General features: G+C 39.4%; 17 protein-coding genes and 2 pseudogenes. 17 read left to right on the forward strand and 2 right to left on the reverse strand.

The genetic code is table 11. The features are described from left to right. Positions 1 to 62 precede the first annotated feature (62 nt). Genes E4O00_RS07645 through E4O00_RS07655 form a run of 3 tightly spaced genes read left to right on the forward strand, consistent with a single transcriptional unit; the run spans position 63 to position 3,470 of the window. Entirely contained in the window at positions 63 to 2,555 is a 2,493-nt protein-coding gene (locus E4O00_RS07645) for a phosphoribosylformylglycinamidine synthase subunit PurS (RefSeq protein ID WP_253676787.1), read from the forward strand. Continuing rightward, complete coding sequence (locus tag E4O00_RS07650) at positions 2,521 to 2,859, forward strand: AIR synthase-related protein (protein WP_253676789.1); 339 nt, start codon at positions 2,521 to 2,523, stop codon at positions 2,857 to 2,859. Before E4O00_RS07645 ends, E4O00_RS07650 begins: the two co-directional genes overlap by 35 nt. A 35-nt stretch (positions 2,860 to 2,894) precedes the next feature. After that, positions 2,895 to 3,470 carry a TIGR01440 family protein gene (locus E4O00_RS07655; protein WP_253676791.1) on the forward strand — a complete coding sequence of 192 codons (576 nt, stop codon included), beginning with the start codon at positions 2,895 to 2,897 and terminating at the stop codon, positions 3,468 to 3,470. Between the two features lie 171 nt (positions 3,471 to 3,641). Here E4O00_RS07655 and E4O00_RS07660 read toward each other — a convergent pair whose 3' ends face one another. Further along, positions 3,642 to 5,273, reverse strand: coding sequence for an ATP-binding protein (locus tag E4O00_RS07660; RefSeq protein WP_253676793.1), 1,632 nt, complete (start codon positions 5,271 to 5,273; stop codon positions 3,642 to 3,644). Between the two features lie 61 nt (positions 5,274 to 5,334). Beyond that, positions 5,335 to 6,811 (reverse strand): annotated as a pseudogene (locus E4O00_RS07665) (4Fe-4S dicluster domain-containing protein). A 244-nt stretch (positions 6,812 to 7,055) separates the two neighbouring features. Between E4O00_RS07665 and E4O00_RS07670 the strand changes: the two are divergent. The 14 genes and pseudogenes from E4O00_RS07670 to E4O00_RS07740 all read left to right on the forward strand — a co-directional run bounded on the left by E4O00_RS07670 (position 7,056) and on the right by E4O00_RS07740 (position 20,291). Further along, positions 7,056 to 7,763 carry an ABC transporter permease gene (locus tag E4O00_RS07670; protein WP_253676794.1) on the forward strand — a complete coding sequence of 236 codons (708 nt, stop codon included), beginning with the start codon at positions 7,056 to 7,058 and terminating at the stop codon, positions 7,761 to 7,763. Between the two features lie 19 nt (positions 7,764 to 7,782). Further along, positions 7,783 to 8,010, forward strand: coding sequence for an ABC transporter permease subunit (locus E4O00_RS07675; RefSeq protein WP_253679676.1), 228 nt, complete (start codon positions 7,783 to 7,785; stop codon positions 8,008 to 8,010). A gap of 9 nt (positions 8,011 to 8,019) precedes the next feature. After that, entirely contained in the window at positions 8,020 to 8,937 is a 918-nt protein-coding gene (locus E4O00_RS07680) for an ABC transporter permease (protein WP_253676796.1), read from the forward strand. A 17-nt stretch (positions 8,938 to 8,954) separates the two neighbouring features. Beyond that, on the forward strand, positions 8,955 to 10,550 hold the full coding sequence (locus E4O00_RS07685) for an ABC transporter substrate-binding protein (RefSeq protein ID WP_253676798.1): 1,596 nt from the start codon (positions 8,955 to 8,957) through the stop codon (positions 10,548 to 10,550). Between the two features lie 51 nt (positions 10,551 to 10,601). Further along, positions 10,602 to 11,589 (forward strand): annotated as a pseudogene (locus E4O00_RS07690) (ABC transporter ATP-binding protein). Next, a complete protein-coding gene (locus E4O00_RS07700) occupies positions 11,579 to 12,550 on the forward strand; it encodes an ABC transporter ATP-binding protein (protein WP_253676804.1) in 972 nt (323 codons plus the stop codon). Before E4O00_RS07690 ends, E4O00_RS07700 begins: the two are co-directional and overlap by 11 nt. A 26-nt stretch (positions 12,551 to 12,576) precedes the next feature. After that, positions 12,577 to 13,005, forward strand: coding sequence for an OsmC family protein (locus E4O00_RS07705; protein ID WP_253676809.1), 429 nt, complete (start codon positions 12,577 to 12,579; stop codon positions 13,003 to 13,005). A gap of 65 nt (positions 13,006 to 13,070) precedes the next feature. Then, the gene (locus tag E4O00_RS07710) at positions 13,071 to 13,742 is read left to right on the forward strand and encodes a hypothetical protein (RefSeq protein WP_253676811.1); all 672 of its coding nucleotides are present in this window, start codon (positions 13,071 to 13,073) and stop codon (positions 13,740 to 13,742) included. Positions 13,743 to 13,785: 43 nt separating this feature from the next. After that, positions 13,786 to 14,556 (forward strand): DpnI domain-containing protein, encoded by a 771-nt coding sequence (locus tag E4O00_RS07715; protein WP_253676813.1) that lies wholly within the window; start codon positions 13,786 to 13,788, stop codon positions 14,554 to 14,556. A gap of 106 nt (positions 14,557 to 14,662) precedes the next feature. Further along, the gene (locus E4O00_RS07720) at positions 14,663 to 15,067 is read left to right on the forward strand and encodes a hypothetical protein (protein ID WP_253676815.1); all 405 of its coding nucleotides are present in this window, start codon (positions 14,663 to 14,665) and stop codon (positions 15,065 to 15,067) included. Between the two features lie 13 nt (positions 15,068 to 15,080). Then, positions 15,081 to 15,464, forward strand: a complete 384-nt coding sequence (locus E4O00_RS07725) for a hypothetical protein (protein WP_253676816.1) — start codon at positions 15,081 to 15,083, stop codon at positions 15,462 to 15,464. A 157-nt stretch (positions 15,465 to 15,621) separates the two neighbouring features. Next, positions 15,622 to 16,926 (forward strand): phosphoribosylamine--glycine ligase, encoded by a 1,305-nt coding sequence (gene purD, locus E4O00_RS07730; RefSeq protein ID WP_253676817.1) that lies wholly within the window; start codon positions 15,622 to 15,624, stop codon positions 16,924 to 16,926. A 47-nt stretch (positions 16,927 to 16,973) separates the two neighbouring features. Beyond that, positions 16,974 to 18,050, forward strand: coding sequence for a phosphoribosylformylglycinamidine cyclo-ligase (purM, locus tag E4O00_RS07735; protein WP_253676818.1), 1,077 nt, complete (start codon positions 16,974 to 16,976; stop codon positions 18,048 to 18,050). 144 nt (positions 18,051 to 18,194) lie between these two features. Next, a complete protein-coding gene (locus tag E4O00_RS07740) occupies positions 18,195 to 20,291 on the forward strand; it encodes a methyl-accepting chemotaxis protein (protein WP_253676820.1) in 2,097 nt (698 codons plus the stop codon). Positions 20,292 to 20,303: the final 12 nt, after the last annotated feature.

Genomic DNA, 20,303 nt, shown 5'->3' on the forward strand with positions numbered 1-20,303 from the left:
AGAGGTTGTCTATGAATATTTACCGATTTTGTGTTAAAAGTAAGAAGGACTTACACTTTCAAATGCCCAAAAATGAGGAGCTCTTAAAGCAGGCCCATGTTCTGGGCTTTAAGACCGTTAAAGAAATAAGTACGGAAAACCTTTATTTTGTACGCGGGAATCTTTCAAATGAAGAAAAGAAGACCTTAGCCGACTTCTTGTTTTGCGATGAGCTTTACGAGTATAGCCAAACCGAAGACTTTATGATAGAAGAAAAAAGTAATCTTTTCCATATCGAAACAGCCTTAAAGCCGGGAGTTACGGACTCATCTTCACGCGAGGCCTTGAGGGCTGTAAAAGAACTCGGCATTCACGGCGTTGAAGAAATTACCAGCGGAAAAGCCTACGAAATTCGGGGAGAGCTTACCGAAGCCGAAATAGAAAAGATTGCAAAAAGTCTTTTATGCAATGACGTTATAGAGCAGTATAAAATAGGCTTTGTAGAACCGGCATGGGCCAATGAACATGACGGAAAAAACGGGCCTAACACAAGCGTTGAAACCATAGACATAGCCTCCATGAGCGATGAGGAACTTTTAGCTCTTTCAAACGAAAGACGGGCAGCTCTGGATATCCACGAGATGAGGGCTATCCGCGAGTACTACAAGGAAGAAAAAAGGCCTTGCACCGATGCGGAATTTGAAATGATAGCCCAAACTTGGAGCGAGCACTGCGTTCATAAAACCTTTAAGGCAAAAATAGACATTGACGGGGCATCTCTCAACGATGAGCAAAAAAAAGCCTACCCCGATCTTTGCGTAAACAGCATAATTAAAACCTATATCAAAAAAGCCACCGACGACATTAATGCCCCTTGGGTTCTTTCTTCATTTGTGGACAATGCCGGTATAATCGAATTTGACGACAAATACGAAGTTTCCTTTAAGGCAGAAACTCATAACCATCCTTCTGCCATTGAGCCCTTCGGAGGAGCTAACACGGGAGTCGGCGGCGTTATAAGGGACGTTATGGGCGTTTCGGCCCGCCCCTTTGCCGTAACCGATGTTCTCTGTTTCGGCCATCCCGACACTCCGGCAGAAAATGTTCCCAAGGGAACCCTTCATCCTAAGCGCATAATTTCAGGTGTCATCGAAGGAGTTAAGGACTACGGAAACAAGATGGGCATTCCGACCGTAAACGGAAGCGTTCACTACCACGAAGCCTACGCTTCAAACCCGCTAGTCTACTGCGGATGTGCAGGTATCGCCCCCAGAGGTAAACACCGCACAAAGCCCTCGGCAGGGGATCACATTGTTTCTTTAGGCGGAAAAACCGGACGAGACGGTCTTAGGGGAGCTACCTTTTCTTCGATGGTTATGGATGCAAGCACAGGCGATTTTGCTGGCTCCTCCGTTCAAATAGGCGAGCCCATAATTCAAAAAAAGGTTGCAGAAGTACTCATCGATGCCCGAGATCAGGGGCTCTATTCTGCAATTACAGACTGCGGAGCAGGAGGTTATTCTTCTGCCGTAGGAGAGATGGCCTCTACCCTCGGCTGCGATGTAGACCTTGCGAGAATCCCCGTAAAATATCAGGGTCTTGCTCCCTGGGAGCTATGGCTTTCGGAGGCTCAAGAAAGAATGGTCATCGCCGTTCCTCATGACAAACTCGAAACCTTGCAAAAGCTTTGCGATGCAAACGATGTGGAATTAACCGACCTCGGCCGTTTTACCGGAGATGCAGTTTTAAAGGTGCGCTTCAGCGAAAAGGAAATAATAAATCTTTCATGCGGCTTTTTACATTCGGGCCCGCCGCAAAGAAAGCTCAAAGCGGCTCCTCCCAAAGAAGGAAGGGCTCTTATAAAATATCCCGAATACAAGGAGCCTGATCTAAACGAGGCTTTAAAGGCTGTGGTAAATCACCACGCCGTAAATTCAAAGGAAGATATAGTAAGGCTTTACGACCATGAGGTTCAAGGCGGCACAATCCTCCGTCCCTATGACGGCCCCGAAGGAAATGTTCCTCAGGATGCAGCCGTTATAAAACCTATGGAAACGGAAGGAAAAAAAGCCGTTGCAATCTCGAATGCCTTAAATCCGAGGCAGGGGCTCTTGGATCCTTATGCAGCTGCAGCAAGTGCGATAGACGAAGCTGTCCGAAATGCCGTTGCAGCCGGAGCTGACCCCGAAAAAACCGCCATCCTCGATAACTTTTGCTTAGGCGACCCCAACCGACCCGAAACCATGTGGGCTCTGATAGAAATGGCACGCTCCTGCTACGACACGGCTCTTGTTTTTAAGACCCCATTTATTTCGGGGAAGGACTCCTTTAATAACGAGTACCTCACTTCGGAGGGAGAGAGGGTTTCGATTCCGCCCTCGCTTTTAATATCTGCGATGGGAATAGTTCCCGACATAGGAAAGGTTCCCGGTTCCGATTTAAAAAAAGAAGGCTCAAGTATCTACCTTGTGGGTAAGCCCCAATTTTCTTTCGGCGGCTCGGTCTTTGCAGAACTTTTCGGCATTCCTCAAGGAGAAAGCGGTGCCGTTCCTCCCTTTAAAAAAAGAAGCGGCTGAGCTTTATAAAAAACTTCACTCAAGCATAATGAGGGGCTTGGTGCTTTCATGCCACGACTTGAGCGAAGGAGGCTTGGCTGCCGCCCTCTACGAAATGTGTTTAAGCGGAATAGGAGCCGAGCTGAGCAGTGACTTTCACATAAAACTGGGAGCTTCAAAGATTGCAAGCCTCTTTGGAGAAACCACAGGCTGCCTCCTTGTAGAAATTGCAGAAGAAAACCGTTCAGCCTTTGAAAAGGAAATGGCAGGCTCGGCAATTTACGAAATCGGAAAAACTTGCGGAAAGGCAGGCCTTAAACTTTAATGGGCTTACTTTAACAAAGATTAAGTGAGGAAAATATGAGCGGGATCGATTTAGAAAAAATAAGAGAAGAAACTCTAGCCGCCTTAACCGAGCTCCTTGAAGCCTCGTCCTTAAAAGCCGGGGACATTCTGGTCCTCGGCTGCAGCACAAGCGAGGTTTCGGGAGGAGTTATCGGAAAGGCCTCAAATGAAGAAGCCGGAAAGACAATAGTTTCCGCCCTGCTTTCAATCCTTGAACCCAAGGGAATCTTTTTGGCCGTTCAAGGCTGCGAGCACATAAACCGTGCCCTCGTCATCGAAAAGGAGGCACAAGAAAAATACGGCTTTGAGGAGGTGTCGGTAGTTCCGGCCCTTCACGCAGGAGGAGCCGCCTCCCTCGCGGCCTACACTCTTTTTAAGTCCCCAGTCATGATAGAGCACGTAAGAGCCCATGCAGGAATGGACATAGGAGACACCGAAATAGGAATGCATGTAAGGTTTGTGCAAGTCCCCGTAAGGCTTAAAACCAAGTACATAGGCTCGGCAAGACTCACAGCCCTCAAAAGCCGCCCCAAACTAATCGGAGGGGAAAGGGCTGTGTATGAAAATCCAAATGTTACAATACCTCGATAAAAGAGACTTTGATAAGTATTCGGATTTTGCTTATTCTCTGGCCTTGGATCAAAAAACTTCTTCATACCCCACTTACACAGACGGCTAAGAATCATCAAATCTTGATTTTTAAATATGAAAAAATATTGTAAAATTATATATAGAACTATTTAATAAAAACTAAAGCGAGCTTTACAAAATCTCAATTTGCCACTCTGCAATAGTCCTTTTTTCTTCATCAAAGCTTGAACCAACGGCTATGATTTTTTTACCGCTGCCCGAATATTTACCTGCATAGTTTTTCTCTTTGATTTGTTTTACGGCATTGTTTGCTGCAGCATTGTTTGCTGCAGCGTCTTCTGCTGTACCGTTTGCACTAAGTTTAAACTCGAAGATATAAACCTTATCTTTGAATTCTACAACACAGTCAGCCCTTCCTGTTGCACAATGAACTTCAGTGTGTACAAATTGGTTCATAAGAGCGAATACAAGATAAACGGCTGTCTGATAATTTTGTTCACGGAGGGCTAAATCTTTTTCGGTTAAATTATCGTAAGGTATGCCTGAAATTATTCCCTTCATCTTTTGCATAAAACCGTCTACATCTCCTGCCTCAATTTGTTCGTAGAATTCCCAGATTGAAAGCCCTGTTTTGTCGGGTCTTATCGAGGTGTAAGCCGGCATCAGGTTATGCAAAAAGCCGTAACGCACCTCGTCGTTAGGGAAGCCTAAGCAATAAAGACGCGAAAACTCATTGTAGCTTTTAATTGTCAAATACCCCGATTGAAAAAGTATCGGTATCGGAAGAATCGGATCTGCTCGATAATCGTTAAGTCCATGTTCGTCCAGATGAACATTTCCGTCCAAATCCGGAATATTGTAATAAGCTTTTTTTAAATAGTCGACCAAGAAGGTCGGCGTTCCTGTTGCAAACCAATAGCTTCTCATCGTACTGTCCGCAAAAACATTCAAAAGACTGAAAGGGTTGTACATATTTTTTCCGTTCTCGGAAAATTTATAACCGTCATATCTTTGCTTTAATTTTGCAAGAGCTTCCTCATAAGTCAAATTATTTTTTTCGGCAAGGGTAGAAATTTCAGGCTGAAAATCCGCTTCAAGTTCTTCTTGCGAAATTCCGCAGACAGCCGAATAATCATGCAAAAGGCTTAAATCACGCAGATTGTTTAGATCGCTGAATATGCTTACCTTACTGAACTTCGTTACTCCCGTTAAAAAGGCAAAGCGGATATATTGATCGGCGCTTTTTATAACGCCGTAAAAGCCCTTCAATATTGTGCGGTAGATTTCGTTTAAGGCTTCATCCTTCCACATAGTTTGAAGGAGGGGCTTATCGTATTCGTCGATGAGGATGACGGCCTGCCTGCCTGTTTTTTCGTGGGCAGTCCTTATCAAATTTTGAAAGCGGTCAGGGAGATCAAGGCCGGTACTTCCGTATATATTTTCATACTCTTTTAAAAAAGAATCAAGTCTGTTTAAAAGCCCTTCACTTGTATCGTAGATGCCTATGTTAAAATCCAAATAGAGTACGGGATATACCTGCCAAATTTCTCTTTTACCCTTTTCAGCTTCTTCAAGTTTCTCAATGGCTAAGCCCTTAAAGAGCTCTTTTTGGCCGAGAAAATAAGCCTTAAAAGTTGAAAGCAAAAGACTCTTCCCGAAACGGCGCGGCCGGCTTAAAAAATGAACACGGCTCTCACTTATTAGTCTCCAAATGATTTCTGTTTTATCGATATAAATAAAATCGTCTTTTCGTATAACCTCAAAACTTTGAACGCCTATGGGCATTTTTCTTATTGTACTCATGCTTGTATTATATCAAAAAAATACGAAACTGACAATTCAAGGCTGCCGGAAAATAAACAGGCTACTCTTTTTCTCCCGAATACGAAAGACCTTCTTCTGCGTATTTTTTTAGCTGGCTTGCGGCGAGTTTTTGGTTTGTGATAACCGAAGGACCGCCTATACAGCCTCCTTCGCAGGCCATGACTTCTACAAGGTTGGGCGTAGAAGAATCGTGAGAAAGCTCTCCGCTTTGAATCTTTCCATAGGAGGCAAGCTGTTTCATTCCTTCCTTGTTAAGGCCGTTTATAAGTACGGGCCGAAGGTTTTCAGGTCTTTTAAGGCGGACTCTTACAGCTTCTGCAACTCCGCCTGAGGCTGCAAAGCCCCTTCCCGACGAGGTCGGCGTTATTGTTCCGGGCAGGGCATCTTCCTTGGTAATGTCTATCTCCTTGGCGGTCAGCAAGGCTCCCAATTCTTCTATCGACAAGACATAGTCAACAAACTCATCTTCCAAGCCCTCCCTCCTCTTTGCAAGGCAGGGGCCTATAAAGACTGTAACACAGTCCGGGTCTTCTTTTTTTGCCAACTCGGCAGTATAGTGCATCGGGCTTCTCGTATCCGAAATACAGGGAACAAGGGCAGGAACGTGTTTTCTTACGGCCCTAACATAGGCGGGGCAGCAGGAGGTAGTCATTAAGATATGGCCGTGCTCCATTCTCTCTTCAAATTCTAAAGCCTCTCGGTCGGCCGTTATGTCGGCTCCTATAGCTACTTCCCAAACCTTATTGAAGCCGGCCTTTTTTAAGGCGGATTCAAGCTGCCCGGGAACGGCCTTAAACTGGGCAGCAACAGCAGGAGCATATAGGGCGGAAACCTTCTTACCGCTCATTAGATGCTTTATGACATCCACAATCTGTCCCTTATCCATCATAGCACCGAAGGGACATTCCCTCATGCAGTTTCCGCAAAAGATACATTTATGATAGTCGATTCTTTCTTTGCCGTTTTCGTCCTTTGAGATGGCACCAACAGGACAGGATTCTTCACAAGGAACGGGAATTTTTATAACGGCATGGTAGGGGCAGTTTTTTAAACAGATACCGCAGTTTATACACTTTTCTTCATCGATGCGGGCTCTTCCGCCCGAAATTGCTATTGCAGTTTTGGGGCAATTCATCATACAAGGACGGGCAACACAGGCCTGACAAGCGTTTGTTATCATAAACTTGCTTTTTACGCAGGCATTACAGGCTTCATCTAAAACGGTGAGCATGGGCCATGTCGGCTTTTTTTCTTTCCAAGGCTTCTTTTGCAAATTCTGCCAAGGTCTTCTCTTCATCATAGTTTTCTAATGAACAGCCGAGCCTTGCAATTACCCGATGCCGCATTATTTCCCTGTCATGAAAAATACAGCATCTTATAGGCGTACTGTTTCGCGGAACCATTTCCCTCGGAATATAGTGTACACCCTCCTCAAGTTTCCCTTCAAACTGAAGTTTTGCAATGCGGACAAGGATTTCCCGTTTGATGTTTGATGTGTTATTATTTATGTTAAGCATACTCTCCCCTAAGATTTAAAAAGGCACGATAAATGTATATAAAAAAATATCTATATAGTCAAGGGGGAGGAAAGAAAATTAAATTATTGTATTATGTATTAAATATTTTAATTATTAGTTTTATGAATTTAAAAATCAGTATTGACAAATTATGAAAATACAGTTACCATAAGTATTAGCTGGTTTTAATAACAAAAATTTTATAAAATCAGTATTTTTTATAACAACTTATAGAAGGCAAAATATGAAATTCAAATATGTAATTAAAAGATTACTCATAGCCATTCCCACTTTTTTTGGTATAACTTTTTTTACATATTTAATCCTTTCTATGGCCGGAAGTCCTCTTGATGCATACTTGGCTGATCCAAGGATAACAGTAATGGAACTTGAAAGAAAAAGAAATTCACTTGGGCTTGATCAACCTATATTCATTCAGTATTTCATATGGCTAAAAAATTTTTTTAACATGGATCTCGGATTTTCGTTTCAATCACAAAGGCCCGTGACACAAATGATTTTTGAAAGAATGGGTATTACAGCTTTATTGGCAGGATCTTCATTAATTCTATCCTTACTGATTTCAATTCCATTAGGAATTTTCTCTGCATCTAAGCCTAATAGTTTTAGAGACCATGCCAGTAGTGCTTTTTCATTTATTCTAGTTGCTACGCCTAATTTTTTTATGGGGTTAATATTAATATATTTTTTTGCAATCAAATTAAGAGTTCTTCCGTCAGGAGGCCTGTTTGATGCAAGCGGACAAAAAAACACTCTTATGCTATTAAAACACATGATTTTACCTACTTTGGTTCTATCATTTCAACAGATAGGCAGTTGGATGCGTTACATGCGGGGCAGTATGCTTGAAGTATTACAAGAAGACTATATCACTACCGCAAGAGCAAAAGGTCTGAAAAAAAAATCAAGTTTATTATACACATGCACTTAAAAATTCTCTCATACCTATTATAACAGTAGTAGGCATGTCTATTCCTTCATTGGTGGGAGGCGCAGTGGTTACAGAGCAAGTTTTTGGATGGCCGGGAATAGGAACTTTAATGGTTCAAGCCATTAACGCTAAAGATTATCCTGTAATTATGGGTATCACAGTAAATATATCAATCGCTGTATTAGTTGCAAATTTAATAACAGATTTAGCTTATGGATTAGTCGATCCTAGAATTTCATATAAGTAGGTGTAAATTATGGAAAAAAAGAGAACAGAAGATAAAATATATTCTTCAGACAATATATTGGAAGAAAAAAAGAACACTTATTTCAATGAAGTTGTAGAAAAATTATTAAGTAATAAATTAGCAATGGCGGGGTTAATATTTTTTTTACTCCTATCACTTTTAGTAATTATTTTACCCTTTATTCTAAATTTAGACCCATACACATCAGATCCGGCTGCATTTAATTCCGCACCAACAAGTTCACATATTCTTGGGACTGATGCTATAGGGAGAGATTTATTTGCAAGGTTAATATATGGAGGCCGTACATCATTAATGGTAGGAGTTGTTTCAACCTTCATATCGCTTAGCATAGGAGTACCGTTAGGATTAATTGCAGGATATTACAAAAAAATTTGGGAAGTATTTATAATGAGATTGGGAGATATTTTCCTATCCTTTCCTTCAATAATTTTAATTTTAGTATTAGTATCTGTAATAGGCCCATCCATATGGTCTGTTACCATTGTATTGGGAGTTTTACAATGGACAGTATTTGCCAGATTAATATATGCAAATGTACTTAGTATAAAGGAAAAAGAATATATTGAAGCAGCAAAATCAATAGGCACTTCCAATTTTTCAATAATTTTAAAATATATTTTACCAAATGCTTTTCCTCCAATTTTAATCACAGTTACATTTAATGTTGCAAGAGCAATATTAAGTGAGTCAGCTTTAAGTTTTCTTGGAATGGGTGTTCAACCGCCAAAAGCAAGTTGGGGTAATATGCTGTATGATGCTCAATCTATTACTGTCTTATCCAGATATTATTGGGTATGGCTTCCTCCCGGATTATGCATCGTACTTACAGTATTAAGCATCAACTTCTTTGGTGATGGAATTAGGGACGCTTTGGATCCGCGTTTAAAGATCCATGTAAAATAAAAAAGGAAGGTTTTAAAATGAAAAAAGAAAACAAGAAAATGAGATGGATTATGAGTACTATGTTTTTCATAATCGCAATTATTCTATCGGCGTGCGGAAAATCTGAAACTGCAGATGTGCAAACAAAAAAAATTGTTTCTGTAGCTATTGCAAAACCATGGGATTCAATGATGCCGCTTAATACAAACAGCAATTATAGCAGATTTGTTTATGATCAGATCTATGATAGATTGTTTATGTCAAAGGCAAACGGTGATTATGAACCGAGATTGGCAAAAAGTTGGAAATTGAATGCAGACAGTTCCGCAATTACTTTTCAACTACAAGAAAACGTAAAGTGGCATGATGGAACTCCATTTACGGCTGCAGATGTTGTCTTTAGCTTCCAAATGTATTCTAATCCGGAAGTCGATGCTCTCAGCCGTTATCATTTGCAATATATTAAGGGTGTTGATGCATCAGGTGTTCAAATTTCAGATAAATCCATAGCAGTATATGCAAATAATGATTACGAAGTTACATTTGAATTTAAAAAACCTATGTTTTTTGGAAGTTTTATGAATGATTTAGACACGGTATTTATTATTCCAAAACATATTTTTGAAGGAAAAACTCCACAAGAAATAAATGCACCTGAATTATGGGCAAAAGCTATAGGCACAGGTCCATTCAAATATGAAAGTGAAATTAGCGGTGAAAGGATGGAATTAGTCCGAAACGAAGCCTATTTCCAAGGAGCACCTGACATTGAGCGTTTAGTTATAAGGGTTGTAGGTGCTACAAGTTTGCTGGCTAACTTAATGAGTAAAGATATAGATATAAATGTATTGGGAGCTATTCCCTTACAAGATTGGAGTGCAGCTGTAGAAGATAAAAATATAAACACAACTTCTGTTCCATCAACAAACTATACTATGCTGATTATTAACACCCAAAAGCCATATATGACAAAAAGAGTCCGACAAGCTATAAATATGGCGCTAAACAGAGATATATATGTTAATTCTCTTTATCAAGGGCAGGCAGTACCGATTGTAACACCTATTTCACCTCTTAGCCCATATTACAACAAAAATGTAAGTATTTGGTTTGATAAAGAAAAAGCAAAACAAATTTTAATCCAAGAAAATTTTCCATTTGATACAACATTAAAATTCTATACATCAGCAGGAGGGGATAATCAACGATTATCTGCTTTAATTGTTCAAGACTTGGAAGCAATTGGTTTGAAAGTAGAAATATTTCAGGCAGATTTTTCAAAATTAATGGCTGATATGAGAAAAGGGGTTCACGATTTCGGAACAATAGGCTCCGGAGGATCAATGGATCCTGGAGAAAGCCGGGAAATGATTGCTATAGATAGCGCTGTAAACTTTTCACACATTAAGGATACAAGACTCAGCGACTTAATTGATGAGGGAAATGATAAACTAGAATTTAATGAAAGAAAGATTATTTTTGATAAATATCAAGAAACTGTGAAAGATGAGTCTGCTATTGCATATTTATTTACAAAAAATAATCTGGTCGGTTATAATCCAAAATTGGATAATATTATCATTGACGACTTTTCCAATCTCAATTGGAAAATTTGGACATGGAAAGTAAAATAATACTATGAAGTAACAGACTGTGAAGTCTGTTACTTCAACAAAAGGAACCAAATGCCGAAACTTTTATCCGTAAAAGAATTAACCGTACGATTTGCACAAAAAAAAGGATACACTACAATTGTAGATAGAGTATCTTTCGATGTTCAAAACGGAGAAATTCTTTGTGTTGTTGGGGAATCAGGATGCGGTAAAAGCACTATCGCAATGTCAATCTTACAATTATTATCAATAAACGGGGAAATATCCGGTGGGCATATTATCATGGATGGACAAGAACTAACAACTCTTACCGAAGATGAAATGTGCGAAATTCGAGGAAATAATATTTCCATGATTTTTCAAGATCCCATGTCCTCCTTAAATCCAACTAAAACAGTTGCATCACAGCTGATTGAACCATATATGATACATAAGGGGATGAAAAGAAAGGCTGCCAGAGCTGAAGCGCTCAAAATGTTAAAAGACGTTGGAATTCCAAATCCGGAAAAAAGATTGGATGAATATCCACACCAATTGTCCGGAGGCATGAGGCAAAGAGTTATGATTGCAATGGCATTAGCCTGTCAGCCAAAGCTTTTAATCGCAGATGAACCTACCACAGCTTTAGATGTTACTATACAAGCTCAAATACTTGATTTGATGAGATCATTACGAAAAGAAAGAGGGACAGCCATTGTTTTTATTACACATGATCTTGGTGTTGTAGCAGAGATGGCTGATAAAGTGCTTGTATTATATGCAGGTCATGCAGTTGAATATAATACTTTAGAAAAAATTTTTAACTCCCCAAAACATCCATATACCAAGGGATTGCTAAAATCAGTACCTCCTGTAGACAAACATATTGATTTTTTTGCCGTCGATTGAAGGAATTGTACCAACCCCGGGGAATATGCCTAAAGGGTGTAGGTTTTATCCAAGATGTAAAAATAGGATGGATATCTGTTCAAAAAATGAGCCGCAGGAATACAATCTTGAAGATGGTTGGGTAAAATGTTTTTTGTACAGTAATTTAAAAGAGGATAAAAATGAGCTCTGAATACCTACTGGAAACAGTAAATTTAAACAAACATTTCTCTGAATCAAGGAGCCTTTTTAACTGGCACCCTAAATCAGTAAAGGCTGTAAATAATGTGAATATCAAAGTCAAACCCAAAGAGGTTCTTGGTTTAGTTGGAGAATCAGGTTGCGGCAAAAGTACATTAGGTAGAACTATACTCCGCCTATTGCCTACAACAAGCGGAAAAATATTATATAAGGGTGATGATATTTTAAAATATAATAATAAACAGATGTTTGAGCTGAGAAAAAAAATGCAAATTATATTTCAAGATGTATACAGCTCATTGAATCCGCGCATGACTGTTGGAGATATTGTTACAGCACCTCTAAATGTTTTCAAAGAAGGAAATAAAAAACACAGGCAAGATAAAGCTATAGAAATGCTTGAAGAGGTAGGCCTTAGATCACAATATTTAAATCGTTTTCCGCATGAATTTTCCGGAGGCCAAAGGCAAAGAATTGTAATCGCTCGCTCTTTAATAATGAATCCGGAACTGGTGATTTGCGACGAACCCGTTTCAGCACTCGATGTTTCAGTAAGAGCACAGGTTTTAAATTTAATGAAAAAACTTAAAGAGGAAAAAGGTTTAACATATATTTTTATATCTCATGATTTAAGTGTAGTAAATCATATTAGTGATAGAATAGCAGTTATGTATCTTGGAAATGTAATTGAATTGGCAGAACGAGACGAGTTATTTAAAAATGCTCTTCATCCATATACAAAAGCTCTTTTATCTGCTGTTCCCATCGCAAGTACAGAAACGAGACAAAATAGAATTATTTTAAAAGGAGATATCCCTAACCCATACGATCCGCCAAAAGGATGTTGCTTTAATACAAGATGTCCGAAAGTTACACAACGATGCAAAGAAGAAATTCCGGAATTAAAAGAATTGGCCCATGGTCACTTATGTGCCTGCTTTTATCCTGAATAAATATTTATATTATTTATGGAGGTTTTATGTCAATTTTTAAAGCTCGAGTAAGAAAAGAGGAAAAATTTAGAATGAAATGCGAATCCGGTAATCATACCATGCTTTTGGATGAACCGATAAAAGCCGGAGGAACAGATTTAGCTATGAATCCTGTTGAAGCTCTTCTGTCATCTTTAGGAGCATGTAAATGTATAAATGCTTGGATTTTTGCTGAGCAATTCGGTATTAATCTTAAAGATATAATATTTGAAATGGAGGGCGATATAGGAGCCTTGGAAAAGGTAGATAATTGCTTACCCTTGATTTTTAAAAGTATTCATACTAAAGTCACTGTGTTAGCAGATAATACTGAAGAAGAAATTAAAAAATTTATAGAATATATCGAACTTCGTTGCCCTGTAAGGAATACTATTATCAATCAGGTACCATGTACAAGTGAGATTATAATACAATAATTTATATTAAAACTAAAAAATATCGTTTTTTTAGTTTTAATATAAGTATTCTATAAAAAGATAAGATGTATAAAAAACTAGTTGTCGTTATTCTTATGTGCCTCCCCCTCACCTCCTATGCCTTTGAGCTTAGCTCTTATTGGTCCTTAGGAGATGTAAAACTTGGAGGACTTTTCCAAACACAAAAACCTAAGGCAGCCTTCAATCTGAATATTTCTGCCTTTAAGTTTTATTTTAAGGATTTGGATTCCGGCTTTAACTTATCCTTGAACCCCTTTTATATGGATATAAAAGGAGACAATAAAGAAATAGAAAAAGTCAATGGAGAATCCGTTAAAGGCTCAGCTTTTTTTAAGCAAGGGCTTTTTATAATGTCCTTAGTAAATGCAGAATTAAGCTATAATACCTTAAATTACATATCCGACAGCCTTGAACTCAATCTCTTTACAAGTATTCATGCCGCCGATCCCGTAACCATTTCACGCTTTCAAATAAATGCAGGCTTGGAGTTTGCAATTACAAAAGAAATCTATCCCTTTGCCGGGAGAAAATATCCTCTAAAATCAAAACTTGTAAGTGCAAGAACAGGTTTTAGATATGCCGATAGGAAGCCCCTTTTCTTTTGCGATATAGGCTTTAACCTAGGCTCCCTTTTGTTTATTTTTAAAGGCGACTACGAAAAAGCAAAAGAGAAAGCTCAAAAAGAAACGGTGAAGGATGTGTTTGATAGGGAGTAATCCGGAAATAGAACGAGTTAGTAGAAAGTTATTTGAGACAATTATGATATACCGGTTTGATCTTTCTTTAATAAAAAACTATCACAGTAATTCTCAAAAGATAAGAGTTTTAACCGAAGACTGGGTCCTAAGAAATTTTAATTGCCCCATTTGCGGGAAATCCAAAATCGAGGCATACCCTAATAACTATCCGGCCGGAGATTTTTTCTGTAAAAACTGTAAATCGGATTTTGAGCTAAAAAGCAAAGAAAGCTCTTCCGGAAAACTCCCGAATATAATTACGGACGGAGCCTACACAACAATGATTGAAAGAATAACATCTTCCAAAAATCCGAACTTTCTTTTTCTGACATATAAGGAATATGAGGTTTCAAATTTCATTTTAATACCGAATCATTTTTTTACCCCTTCCATTATTTTAAAACGAAGACCTCTATCAAATAAGGCAAGACGGGCCGGATGGGTAGGATGCAATATAGATATTTCCCGTATTCCCGACTCAGGAAAAATATTTATAATAAAAAATCAAATAGAAACAGACTCCAAAGAAATAATAACAAAATATGCAAAAATCAAAACTCTAAAAAAGAAGAATATTGAATCCAGAGGCTGGCTTCTTGATACTATAACCTGTATCGAAAAAATAAATTCACCGGAATTTTCCTTAAGTCAAATATACGCCTTTGAAGAAGAGTTGAAATTAAAGCATCCCGAAAATAATTTTATCAAAGACAAACTAAGACAGCAGCTTCAATATTTAAGAGATAAGGGTTTTATACAATTTTTAGGAAGAGGAAACTACAAAAAATTATAAACTCTATAAATTCTTGATATACCGCTTTATTGCCCTTGTACAAATATCTCTATTATGTTATTATAGATATGTAAAATCTGCAAAATCTTGCAGAAAGGAGTTTAATATGAACAAAAAAAGATTAAGTTTAGTTATTGGTGCATTGGTTTTGGTTACATTTACACTAAGCCTAGCCGGATGTGATATTGTTTACAAAGCATATCAAGGAAACTATGAAGGAACAATAACCGGCGACTTAACAGGAACATGGTCAGGAACAGTCGATAAAAAAGGTGCATTTTCAGGAACCTGTAACATGACAATAAATGAAAGTGGTAGTAATACTCTTGCCGAATATTCTATGACAGGGGAAGTAAGTAAGATAGGTAAACTTAAAGGCTCTGCTACCAGAAAAGGCACTCTCTATACTAAAATAGAATTTGAAGCTCAAATAAATGTAGCAGATGTTGCAGGTGCATGGAAAATGCCAAACGAAGGAGCTCAAGGTGTATTCACAGGAAAGAAGAAGTAAAAAGGAATTTACTATGAACAAAAAAAGATTAAGTTTAATTCTCAGTGCATTGGTTTTATTTACACTTGTGCTTAGTTTGACCGGATGCCCCACGTCATGGTATATAAAAAAATATGCCGGAAATTATAGCGGTACTTTTACTAATAAAACATATACAAGAAATTGGTCAGGAACGATAGATGCCTCAGGAAGCTTTTCAGGCATTTTTGATACCGGCAGCTTCAGATACCACGCAAAAGGAAGTGTCACCGAAAAAGGAATACTTTCAGGAGTCGCTACCATGGAAAACGGCGATAGCACTATAAAATTTAAAGGAGAAATTAAACTCAAACAAGTTTCCGGTTCTTGGTACACAAATTCTGACGAGAAAGGAACTTTCACAGGGGAAAAAAATTAATTCTCTTAAATTAAAACCTTAAATTATTTACAAAAACGCATCTTTTAGGCTATGCCGTAAGGGTGCGTTTTTTTGCTTTTTCACGCCCCTTGCTCATTGCTCCTTATTTTGATATACTAAAAGTTCAAAACATCAGTGCCTTATTTTGGAGGAAAAGATGAACATACTGCTTATCGGATCGGGAGGAAGGGAACACGCTATAGCTTTAAAGCTAAAAGAATCCCCTTCGCTCGGTAAACTTTTTATAGCGCCCGGAAACGGGGGGACGGCTCTTTTGGGGGAAAATGTTCCGATAAAGGCCGAAAACATCGAAGGTCTTGCCGATTTTGCTCTTTGCTCTTCAATAGACCTTGTAATTGCAGGGCCCGAGGTTCCTCTGTGTCTAGGCCTTGAAGACCTTATAAAAGAAAAAGCGAAAAGGCAAAACAAGAAAATTGCCTTTTTCGGGCCTTCAAAGGCTTGTGCCCGATTGGAAGCCTCCAAAGATTTTTCAAAAGAAATGATGAGCCTCCTTTCCATCCCCACTGCAAGATATTCATCCTTTACGGATTTTGAAAAAGCAAGGACCTACATCGAAGGCTTAGACCATCCCTTTGTCATCAAGGCCGACGGGCTTGCTGCGGGAAAGGGCGTCATCCTCCCTGCCTCAAAAGAAGAAGGCATCGCCGAGCTTAAAAATATAATGGTAAAAAAACAATTCGGCTCATCGGGCGACAAGGTAGTTATCGAGGAACGCCTTGAAGGAGAAGAAGTTTCCATCCTTGCCTTTTCGGACGGAGAAAAGATAGCCGTAATGCCGCCCTCTCAAGATCACAAGCGTTTAAAGGACAATGATGAGGGACCCAACACAGGCGGAATGGGTGCATATGCCCCTGCCCCAATTTGTTCATACGAGACGGCTCAAAAATATGCAGAGCTTACGATTCTTCCTATTATAAAAGAAATGAAAAAGAGGGGCACCCCCTACATCGGAGTCCTCTATGCAGGCCTCATGCTCACAAAGGAAGGCAAGGGCTTTGCCCCCAAGGTTCTTGAATATAATTGCCGTTTCGGCGATCCGGAAACTCAAGTTTTGATGCAGCTTTTTGACGGAGACCTCGCCTTAACTATGAAATCTTGCGCGGAAGGAAGGCTCGAAACGGCAATGCCTAAATGGAAGGAAGGCTATGCGGCAACGGTAGTGCTTGCAAGCGAAGGCTACCCTCTTTCCTCATCAAAGCCTGTAGAATTGTCCGCTCCCGAACTGGAAAGCTCGTCTGAGGTGAGCGTAATACATGCGGGCACCGCCCTTCAAGACGGAAAAATTTTTACCGCAGGCGGAAGAGTGCTTTGCATAAGCTCAAACGATAAGAGTTTACAAAGGGCTATGGATAAGATCTATGCAAAAATAAAAACCATAAACTTTCCTGGGGTGCAGTACAGAAAGGATATTGCAAAACGCGGACTGGAACATTTAAAATAAACTCAAAATTAGCATTTAAATAAACTAAATAAAAAGGAAAAAAGAAAATGAACGAAACAAAAGATAAAAGCCAAGAGCAATCAAAAGACAAGAGCTCGGTTTACAGCGCCTCAGGCGTAAACATTGATGCAGGAAACGAAGCTGTCCGCCTTATGAGTCAAGCAGTTAAGTCAACCTTTAATAAATCCGTGCTTTCGGATGTAGGCTCCTTCGGAGGGCTTTTCGGCACCGAAGAGCTTTTTAAAATGAAAAAGCCTGTCCTCGTAGGCTCAACTGACGGGGTCGGCACAAAGGTAAAAATTGCCGCAGAGGCCGGTATCTATACAACGATAGGCCAAGACATAGTAAACCACTGCATTGACGACATCCTCGTCCAGGGAGCAAAACCCCTCTTCTTTTTGGACTATGTCGCAAGCTCAAAATTGGATCCGCAGATGATTGCCGACATAGTGGGAGGCATGGCAAAGGCTTGTAAAGAATCGGGCTGTGCCCTCATAGGCGGAGAAACCGCCGAAATGCCGGGCGTCTATATGGAAGGAGAATTCGATATAGCCGGAACCATTGTCGGAGCAGTAGACCAAGACAAGATTTTACCAAAACAAAACATAAAAGAAGGAGACCTTCTCATAGGTCTTGCCTCGGCAAGCCCCCATACAAACGGCTACTCATTGATTAGAAACGCCTTTAAAGGCGTGGATCTTAATACTGTCTATCCAGAATTAAAGGTCCCCTTACATGAGGTTTTGCTAAAGCCTCACCGCTCCTATCTTAATGCAATCTATCCGATTTTGCAGGAGCATCCCGAAATCGTAAAAGGCCTTGCCCATATCACGGGCGGCGGCTTTATCGAAAACATTCCGCGGGTTATTCCCGAAGGACTGGTTATAAAGGTAAAAAAAGGCTCGTGGCCCGTGCCGCCCCTTTATCCTTTAATCCAAAAACTGACAGGAGCAAGCGAGGACGAAATGTACAGGGTCTTCAATATGGGTATCGGAATGATAGCCGTTGTTTCCCCCGACATGGCCGAAAAATACCGCTCCCTTGCCGGAGAAGACTCATGGATAATCGGCAAACTGGAAAAGGCAGAAAATCCTCAAGCCAAGGCCGAAACCGTTTTAGAATAAATTTAAAATAAAACTTGTATTTCAAATCTACCTATGATATACTTATAATGTACTAAGACCTTTACCGAGATATGGATTTGTCTATATCTCGGTTGTTAATTTATAGGCCTAATACGAAATCTATTTAATAATAACGGAGCTTTTATGAAAAAACGTTTTTCTATTAGGAAAAAATTGTTGCTTGTTTTTGGAAGTTTGATTTTAGTAATCGGCTTTACTCTTGCATTTTTAGGTGTCAGCATTGCACGAAAAGCTGTAACCGAAAAAGTTGAAATTCATCTAAAAGATAAGGCTTCGGACACTGCTGCTCTCATTGATGAGAGGATCGAAGGATTCTTTAAAATTCTTGAAGAAATTTCAAGAATTCCTCAAATCAGAGATGCTTCTATTTCATATAGCGAAAAAAGTGCCCTGCTCAAGCAAGAGCTAAAGTTTCATGATCTTTTGGAGGAGCTATACATAGTCGATAAAAAAGGAATTCAATATCATCCCGATGGTACACAGGATGACTATTCAGAGGATACATGGTTTAAGGAAGCCATAAAAGAAAAAGAATTTTCTGCAGAACCTTACATTGATTCTACAGCCGACAATAAAATCTTTATCAGCTTTGCCATCCCCGTATATGATGACGATAAAAATCTAATCGGAGTCTTGGGAGCCGATGTTATGGCGCAGCAGCTTTCAAAGGATATAGCCGATATCGTGGTAGGCCAAACCGGTTACTGCTATATTCTGGGTCTAAAAGGAAACATTATTGCTCATAATGACTTTGAGCTTGTATATAATCTGCAAAACTATCAAGAAAAAGCAAAAACCGATAAATCATTTACTTCACTTGCAGAATTTGAAAAACTCGCTATAGAACAAGATAAGCCATCCATCGGATATTATAAATACGGAAAAATAAGCAAAATTGCCTCTTATGCCAAGATGAAAAACACCGGATGGACCGTTGTAATAAATGCCCCAATTGAAGAGTTTATGGACACTGTAGACAAATTACAGTTTTCAATGTTCGGTATAGGCCTGAGTATCCTATTTTTGAGTCTTATAATAGTCTTTTTTGTTGCAAAAAAAATGGTAAAACCTGTAAAAACCGTAGTTGACGCACTAAAAAATATTGCTCAAGGAGAAGGAGATTTAACCATCAGGCTTCCGGTTACAGGAAATGATGAGATAACCGAGCTATCCGAATATTTTAATCAAACAATAAGTAAGATTGGAACCTCAATCAAATCTGTAGAGCACAGTGCCTCAGATATGAGAAACATAGGTTCAGACCTTGCAAGCAATATGACCGAAACTGCAAGTGCCGTACATCAAATAAGTGCGAACATTGACAGCGTAAAACAACAGGCTCTTACTCAGGCTGCAAGTGTTACCGAAACGGCTGCAACCATTGAAGAAATAATCAGAACGATAAAACAGCTGAATGGAAATATTGAAAGTCAGGCTGCAAGCGTCGCCGAATCATCATCAGCTATTGAGCAAATGGTTTCAAACATAGCCTCAATCACCCAAACTCTTGACAAGACAAACGATGTCATAAAAACACTCGCAACAGCTACTGCTGACGGAAAAGAAACGGTTTCAGGAGCCAATACCGTAACTCAAAGAATAGCGGAAGAATCAGGCGGCTTACTTGAGGCATCAAATGTTATTCAGCACATAGCCAGCCAGACAAATCTTTTGGCCATGAATGCAGCGATAGAAGCCGCCCATGCTGGCGAGGCCGGAAAGGGTTTTGCCGTAGTTGCGGACGAGATCAGAAAACTTGCCGAAGAATCAAGCTCTCAAGGCAAAACAATCACCGAAACCCTTAAAATCCTTTCAGGAGAAATAGACAGCCTGTCCGCTTCTGCAAAAACAGCGGAAGAAAAATTCAATACGATTTTCAATCTTTCAGATCAGGTAAAATCAATGAGTCAAAGCCTCATTGATGCGATGCGTGAACAGGAAAACGGCAGCCGCGAGGTTCTCACAGCAATAAGAGATATAAATAACATTACAAATCAGGTCAATGACGGCTCGTCCGAGATGCTGATAGGCGGTGAAAATGTCTATGGCGAAATGCAAAAGCTAGACGGTCTTACACGTATAATTACCGACAGTATGAATGAAATGGCTGCCGGAGCAATCCAGATAAGCAATGCCGTACAGGATGTAAACAGCATAAGCCAAAAAAATAAGATGAGCATTGATGTTCTGGTAAAAGAAGTTAGTAAATTCAAGGTATAAAGACCTTAAAAA

It is taken from the genome of Treponema sp. OMZ 788 (assembly GCF_024181245.1).
GTDB lineage: Bacteria > Spirochaetota > Spirochaetia > Treponematales > Treponemataceae > Treponema_B.